The sequence below is a fragment of the Flavobacterium sp. RSSB_23 genome, assembly GCF_051547145.1.
In the GTDB taxonomy this organism is placed as follows: domain Bacteria; phylum Bacteroidota; class Bacteroidia; order Flavobacteriales; family Flavobacteriaceae; genus Flavobacterium.
Genome location: NZ_JBPTTO010000024.1, coordinates 1 through 5,598, shown reverse-complemented (window position 1 = coordinate 5,598; position 5,598 = coordinate 1). Strand labels below are relative to the sequence as shown.

Annotated in this window: 7 protein-coding genes; all 7 read right to left on the bottom strand. The window is 30.8% G+C overall.

What is annotated here, in order from left to right:
• Nucleotides 1-132: 132 nt before the first annotated feature.
• Nucleotides 133-789, bottom strand: a complete 657-nt coding sequence (locus ACSVH9_RS16065) for a hypothetical protein (RefSeq protein ID WP_438064590.1) — start codon at nucleotides 787-789, stop codon at nucleotides 133-135.
• 162 nt (nucleotides 790-951) lie between these two features.
• Nucleotides 952-1,680 carry a hypothetical protein gene (locus ACSVH9_RS16060; RefSeq protein ID WP_438064589.1) on the bottom strand — a complete coding sequence of 243 codons (729 nt, stop codon included), beginning with the start codon at nucleotides 1,678-1,680 and terminating at the stop codon, nucleotides 952-954.
• A 443-nt stretch (nucleotides 1,681-2,123) separates the two neighbouring features.
• Nucleotides 2,124-2,585, bottom strand: coding sequence for a hypothetical protein (locus ACSVH9_RS16055; protein WP_438064588.1), 462 nt, complete (start codon nucleotides 2,583-2,585; stop codon nucleotides 2,124-2,126).
• A 71-nt stretch (nucleotides 2,586-2,656) separates the two neighbouring features.
• Nucleotides 2,657-3,190, bottom strand: a complete 534-nt coding sequence (locus ACSVH9_RS16050; protein ID WP_438064587.1) for a DUF4240 domain-containing protein — start codon at nucleotides 3,188-3,190, stop codon at nucleotides 2,657-2,659.
• A gap of 289 nt (nucleotides 3,191-3,479) precedes the next feature.
• On the bottom strand, nucleotides 3,480-4,028 hold the full coding sequence (locus ACSVH9_RS16045; RefSeq protein ID WP_438064586.1) for a hypothetical protein: 549 nt from the start codon (nucleotides 4,026-4,028) through the stop codon (nucleotides 3,480-3,482).
• A gap of 160 nt (nucleotides 4,029-4,188) precedes the next feature.
• Nucleotides 4,189-4,782, bottom strand: a complete 594-nt coding sequence (locus ACSVH9_RS16040) for a hypothetical protein (protein WP_438064585.1) — start codon at nucleotides 4,780-4,782, stop codon at nucleotides 4,189-4,191.
• Between the two features lie 158 nt (nucleotides 4,783-4,940).
• Nucleotides 4,941-5,444 (bottom strand): hypothetical protein, encoded by a 504-nt coding sequence (locus ACSVH9_RS16035; RefSeq protein WP_438064584.1) that lies wholly within the window; start codon nucleotides 5,442-5,444, stop codon nucleotides 4,941-4,943.
• Nucleotides 5,445-5,598: the final 154 nt, after the last annotated feature.

The following is a 5,598-nucleotide window of genomic DNA, read 5'->3' as shown; positions in this document are numbered from 1 at the left end:
CTGGTACTACAGCGGGTTTGGGTTCTAAATTAAGATTTATTTTTCGGTTATCACTAAACTGCCAAATACAAAACCATTTTCCCATTAAGCCTATTGCCCAAATCCGTTGTAGTAGCTGTTAGTGGCTGGCTTTTATTTTAATATGTTTCTAAATGCTTTAGTAAGCATCTTCGAATCTTTATTTATTGTATCTATTTTAGTTTTTGAGATATTAATCAAATAGTGATAATCCCAACTTTCAGAAGTTGTGTCATTTTCCACTTCAGCACTATTATAATGCATTTCGTGTACCCAAACTAATGAACTAACGCTATTGTCTTTATTTCTAAATAACCACGATGTTTTCTCTAAAACATCACCTGCGTCACCCCAACTTTCGGCTAATTCAATATAATTAGTAATTTCATCTTTCTCTTTGCTATATACAAACAGTTTGATAGAAGATGGTACATATTCGGAAGGAGTTCTTGCTATTAATCCAATTCTATTAGAATCAATTGTGAATTTATAGCAGGCAAATATTCCAGGAGGGTCGATAAAATGTGCTTCGGCAATTTCTTTTGGAAATAAAATTACATCTAAACTATCAAGTTTTCGGCCTTTAAAGGTCTTATAGTCCTCATCAGAAAACACTTTTAATGTATCTAAAGAAATATTTTTAAACTTTTTAAGTAATTGGGAATATCTACTTTCTATTTTGACTTCTATTTTTGGGGAACTTAAAGTTTCTGTTGTTTTATTACAACTATGAAGAGCAATAATTGTTATTAAATAAAATAGTTTTTTCATTTCGTTTTTTTAAGCTTGCCACTAACGTTCTGGTACTACAGCGGGTTTGGGAACTAAATTAAGATTTATTTTTCGGTTATCACTAAACTGCCAAATACAGAACCATTTTCCCATTAAGCCTTTTGCCCAAATCCGTTGTAGTAGCTGTTATGCGTTCGGCTTTTATTTTGTCTCTTTAATTCTTTCTATTTCACTATTCCACTTTTTAGTGTCGTTTGTCTGAACTTGTACCTTTTCGTTAAATTTAAACCCGTAGAAGTCGCCATAAATTTCTTTGTTTTTGTTAATTGTCAAAGTGCTGTCCAAAGTTATTCCGTTTGGCCGTAATTCATAATAGATTATTGGGTTGTAAGCTGTAAATGAGCCGTTGTCGCCCAAAGTTTCATCCCAGTCCCAAAAGCCAGCAAACTCCAAATTGTTGTCTGTGTCAAGGTTTGATGCTTTTGAAATAAATGTCGGCAATTTTTCTGTTCTAATTATTTTATCTTGATGCACCTTGAAATATTTTAAGTAATTTTTACTTGGTCTATCATTAACTTCAACTAATATTTCAAATGTTTCTTTGTCAAGTTTCCTAACTATTGGGTATAATTTATCTCCAAACTCATATTCTGTCAATGATGAATCGAGATAAAGTTTTTTGCCTCTATGTGTCAAGATAAAAAAAGTGTAGGTTTCAAACTTTCCAAAATTCTCTTTTTGTCCAACTTTGATTTCAAAATCGTTGTCAAGTTTAATAGTCCTTTCAACTTGTTTGTCAATACTTTCTTTGGTCTGAAAGCTGTCCGAAGATGTGCTTGATGAAGTAACTTTTTTTTGTGCGTTAACGCTTGAATAAGCTATCAACCCGAAAGCTATTAAAAAGGTAATAAATGCTCGTTCAAATTTCATAGATGTTGGTCTTTTAAGCTGACGCATAACGTTCCCGCGCTACACGCAGGCTGGGATTAAAGATGCGTAATCTTTCTGTTAAAAACAAATGCGTCAAACACAAACTATTTTCAAATTAAGCCAATTGCCCAGCTTGCTTGTAGCGTGTGTTATGCGGGGGTTGTTTCTAACCGATATTCCTAATTCATAATCGATTTTAGCCTATTTTCGGCAGGCACAAAACCTAATTCTTGCCCATATCTTGCCTAAATTTCATTCCCTTTTTTCGTTTCAATTTCATAATCAAAACGATTGTTTATTTTTATCCTCAATGAAACTTCAATATTTAAGTTTCAGTTTTTGCAATCCAATTTAAAACTCCAATATTCAAGTTTCAGTTTTTATAGTTTTATCCGCTTTTCAAGGTTTCGGTTTTTTGGTTAAATATTTCAAGTTAACACTTTTCACACTTCTGCTTTCGGATTTCCTACTATTAACGAATATTCTTTTTCTTTATTAATCCTCCTCTGAACATTAACAAACATCATAAAAAATGTAGTCATTATTATGAGCAAAAAATCAATCTTAATTGAAAAAGCATCTTTATTTTCTTCAGCAAAATTTTCAAACAATTTACTGTCGTATTTTTTTTTAGATATAATTATAGTTTTTTTGGTGTTCAAGTCAACTTCTCTATTGTAAGAGTTAACTATCGTATTTCTCATAAAAAAAACAATAATCAAATACAATATTATAGTTAAAATTTGCTCAATTCGTAAAGTTGTTAATTTTTTTATTTTCGGCATAATTTTTCTAAATTTCTTTTTCTTGTCTATTTTCGGCACAACTCTCGCATAACGTTCCCGCGCTACACGCAGGCTGGGAATAAAGATGCGTAATCTTTCGGTTAAAAACAAATGTATCAAATACAAACTATTTTCAAATTAAGCCAATTGCCCAGCTTGCTTGTAGCGTGTGTTGGCAGTAGTTTTTTTATTTAATTGAATTTCTCCCATAGTTTGGGATAAGTTTTCGGTAATTCTTCTTCTTTCCAATCAATTCCTTTTGTTGGCGGGGCACCAAAATCATAATCTAAACCTTTTCCGATTGCAATATTTCTAGGAAAACTTTCATCTTCCTCTTTTTTTCCTGTTTTGATTTTATATGCATTTGTTGCAACATACATTAGTTCTTCAAAATAAGCTTCTTCGCCTTGATTTATGTTTTCTGATAAAAACTCGGGATTTTTTAGAGTTTCTGTATATATTTTTTTCCCTTTTCCAATTAGCCAACAACGGAAATATAAATAACTATCATCTGAAACATATCCTTCAATAATTTTTTGCGCTCCCATTATTTTAAAATCATCCGCTTCAATAATTAATTGCCTAAAAATCATTTCAAATTCAATAATTTGTTCGGGTTTGTATGTTGCTAATGTTTCAATAATAACTTTTTCCTTTTCTGATTTGTTGTCATTGGATTTTGCTATTGAATATTCTATTATATTCCAAAATTCAGTTTTATCCATTTTGTCATTTTTTACAAATTCTTTTATTTCAGACCTGTCCACTTTTTCAGAATTGTTTTTTTTCGTCTTTCCACACGAAATAAATGTTGTTATTAAAATTGCAAAAAGTATGTAGTTTTTCATTCGGTTTTTTTTTCTCTGCGGTAAAATTACTGCCAACGTTCCCGCGCTACACGCAGGCTGGGATTAAAGATGCGTAATCTTTCGGTTAAAAACAAATGTATCAAATACAAACTATTTTCAAATTAAACCAATTGCCCAGCTTGCTTTTAGCGTGTGTTAGCACCAGTTATTTTCCCGTTAGTCTGTCCCATATGCTTTTATTTTTTTCCTTTTCTCGGAATTTTTCAACTACTTCGTTTGTTGGTAGACCAAGATATCGTGTCGCATTATAAGCAACTAAATATTCTTTGTGATTTCGATAATTATTATGCAATTCTGCAACTCGCTTGTCCTTGAAGTCTGGTAAATAATATAAAACGTTAATCAGTTCATATTGGTTAGTTATTCTTGGCATTGTTTCAAGAACAATTTCAATCATTTTACTGTCTTGACATATTTGAAAAATGGAATGTGCAATGGTCACTTTCATTGGACCTTTGCTTTTGGCTAGCAAGTCATAAAGTTTTGGCAGTGAATCTTTTGATTTTATGTGTCCAAGTCCAACTATTGGCCAATCGTCTTTCAGACTTGCAACTTTTATAAGTTCAATTTCGGCGATTTTAAGTTCTTCACACGTCAATTTTTCGAGCAAGTCAAGAGGAACACCGTCCTTTCTCTGTGCCCAAGTATTCGCTTCTATAAACTCCTTTCTAAATATGTCGAGATTGTTTGTCACTTTCGTTTATTATAATTGGTGCTAACGTTCTGGTACTACAGCGGGTTTGGGTTCTAAAGTATGATTTATTTTTCGGTTATCACTAAACATTCAAATACAAAACCATTTTCCCATTAAGCCCAATGCCCAAATCCGTTGTAGTAGCTGTTGGCGGTAGTACTTATTCTATGCTTTTTCTGAATTCTTGGGACTCTTTACTACTCACGCCCAAAATATCAGTCAAATTTTGAAAATCTAGTTTACTCTGTTTGTAATAATTAATCAATTCATTCTTTATTTTTTGTAAATCATCGGAATTATATAATTCGTAGTTATAAACAAAACTTGTTCCATCCAAAAGTATAATTTCGCACAAGTTATTTACTCCGTTTGATAAATTCGAATTAAAGCTTTTACCTGATCCTATTAATTTTCCATAGTAATCATCGTTAGTAATTCTTATCTTTTTTATTTCGTCTAGTTTAAAAATTTTTTCTTCGGCGGTTATTTGGTTAAGCTCAAAAGTCAAGAAACCATCTAATTCACCTCTAAGTGGATCGGGTTTGAAAATGCGAAAAAGTTTTAAAATAATTCCTAGAAAAAAAGCTCCAAGAAGTAAGAACATTAAATATTTATCGAATTCATTTTCTTCAATCTTTAAGACTTTGACTTTTGTGAAATAGATAATTATGCAACTAAAAATTATAGTAAAGATTATTCTATCGTTACTCCAATAGAATTTTGATGATTTTTTGAATATAGAATATCTTTTCATCGAATTTGTTTAGTATTACCGCCAACGTTCCCGCGCTACACTCAGGCTGGGATTAAAGATGCGTAATCTTTCGGTTAAAAACAAATGTATCAAATACAAACTATTTTTAAATTAAACCAATTGCCCAGCTTGCTTTTAGCGTGTGTTAGCAGTAGTACTTATTTCTTTAGTTCAATTTTCTCTAACGTGTCAGTTTCAATTTCCATTTGTGATTCGTAATTATAACTTTTTATTTTGTGCTTATATTCGATTACATTATTAATCATCTTTATTTCACTTTTTTCAGTTTCTATCCCTTCTTCAATTTTTATTTTTTCACATATTTTTTCAAATATTAGAAGTTTGTTTTCTGCAATTTCATATTGACAACACGCACCTAAAAATCCTGTGAATTTTTCATATACTTTTAAGTTGTCTTTTTCATATTTAACTTCTTTTGGATATATGGGAAATAAAGTTATTAATGATAATAAACCTAAAAATATTCCACCAAAAATTCTGAATAAAATTAGAACGATAAAACAAAATAAATAATAGGAGTAATAGAAAGTTATTTTTTTGAATGGTTTTCTATTAAGTAAAAACAATGAAATTCCTGAAAGATAAATTACGCATTTGAGAATGTATATCAGTTTTGTATTCAATCCATAATTGGTAATCATTTGAATAGTAAAATTCAAAAGCACAAATCCTAGAATCAAGAAATGGAGTTTTTTTAAATTCTGATTAGTTTTAGTTAAGTTCAAATTTTCTGCAATTTTTGAGTGTATTACTGCTAACGTTCCCGCGCTACACGCAGGCTGGGATTAAAGATGT

What these genes read in the sequence shown, in the direction of transcription:
- ACSVH9_RS16065 (WP_438064590.1), bottom strand. Translation starts at nt 789, where the DNA reads ATGAAAAAACTATTTTATTTAATAACAATTATTGCTCTTCATAGTTGT.
- ACSVH9_RS16060 (WP_438064589.1), bottom strand. Translation starts at nt 1,680, where the DNA reads ATGAAATTTGAACGAGCATTTATTACCTTTTTAATAGCTTTCGGGTTG.
- ACSVH9_RS16050 (WP_438064587.1), bottom strand. Translation starts at nt 3,190, where the DNA reads ATGGATAAAACTGAATTTTGGAATATAATAGAATATTCAATAGCAAAA.
- ACSVH9_RS16040 (WP_438064585.1), bottom strand. Translation starts at nt 4,782, where the DNA reads ATGAAAAGATATTCTATATTCAAAAAATCATCAAAATTCTATTGGAGT.
- ACSVH9_RS16035 (WP_438064584.1), bottom strand. Translation starts at nt 5,444, where the DNA reads ATGATTACCAATTATGGATTGAATACAAAACTGATATACATTCTCAAA.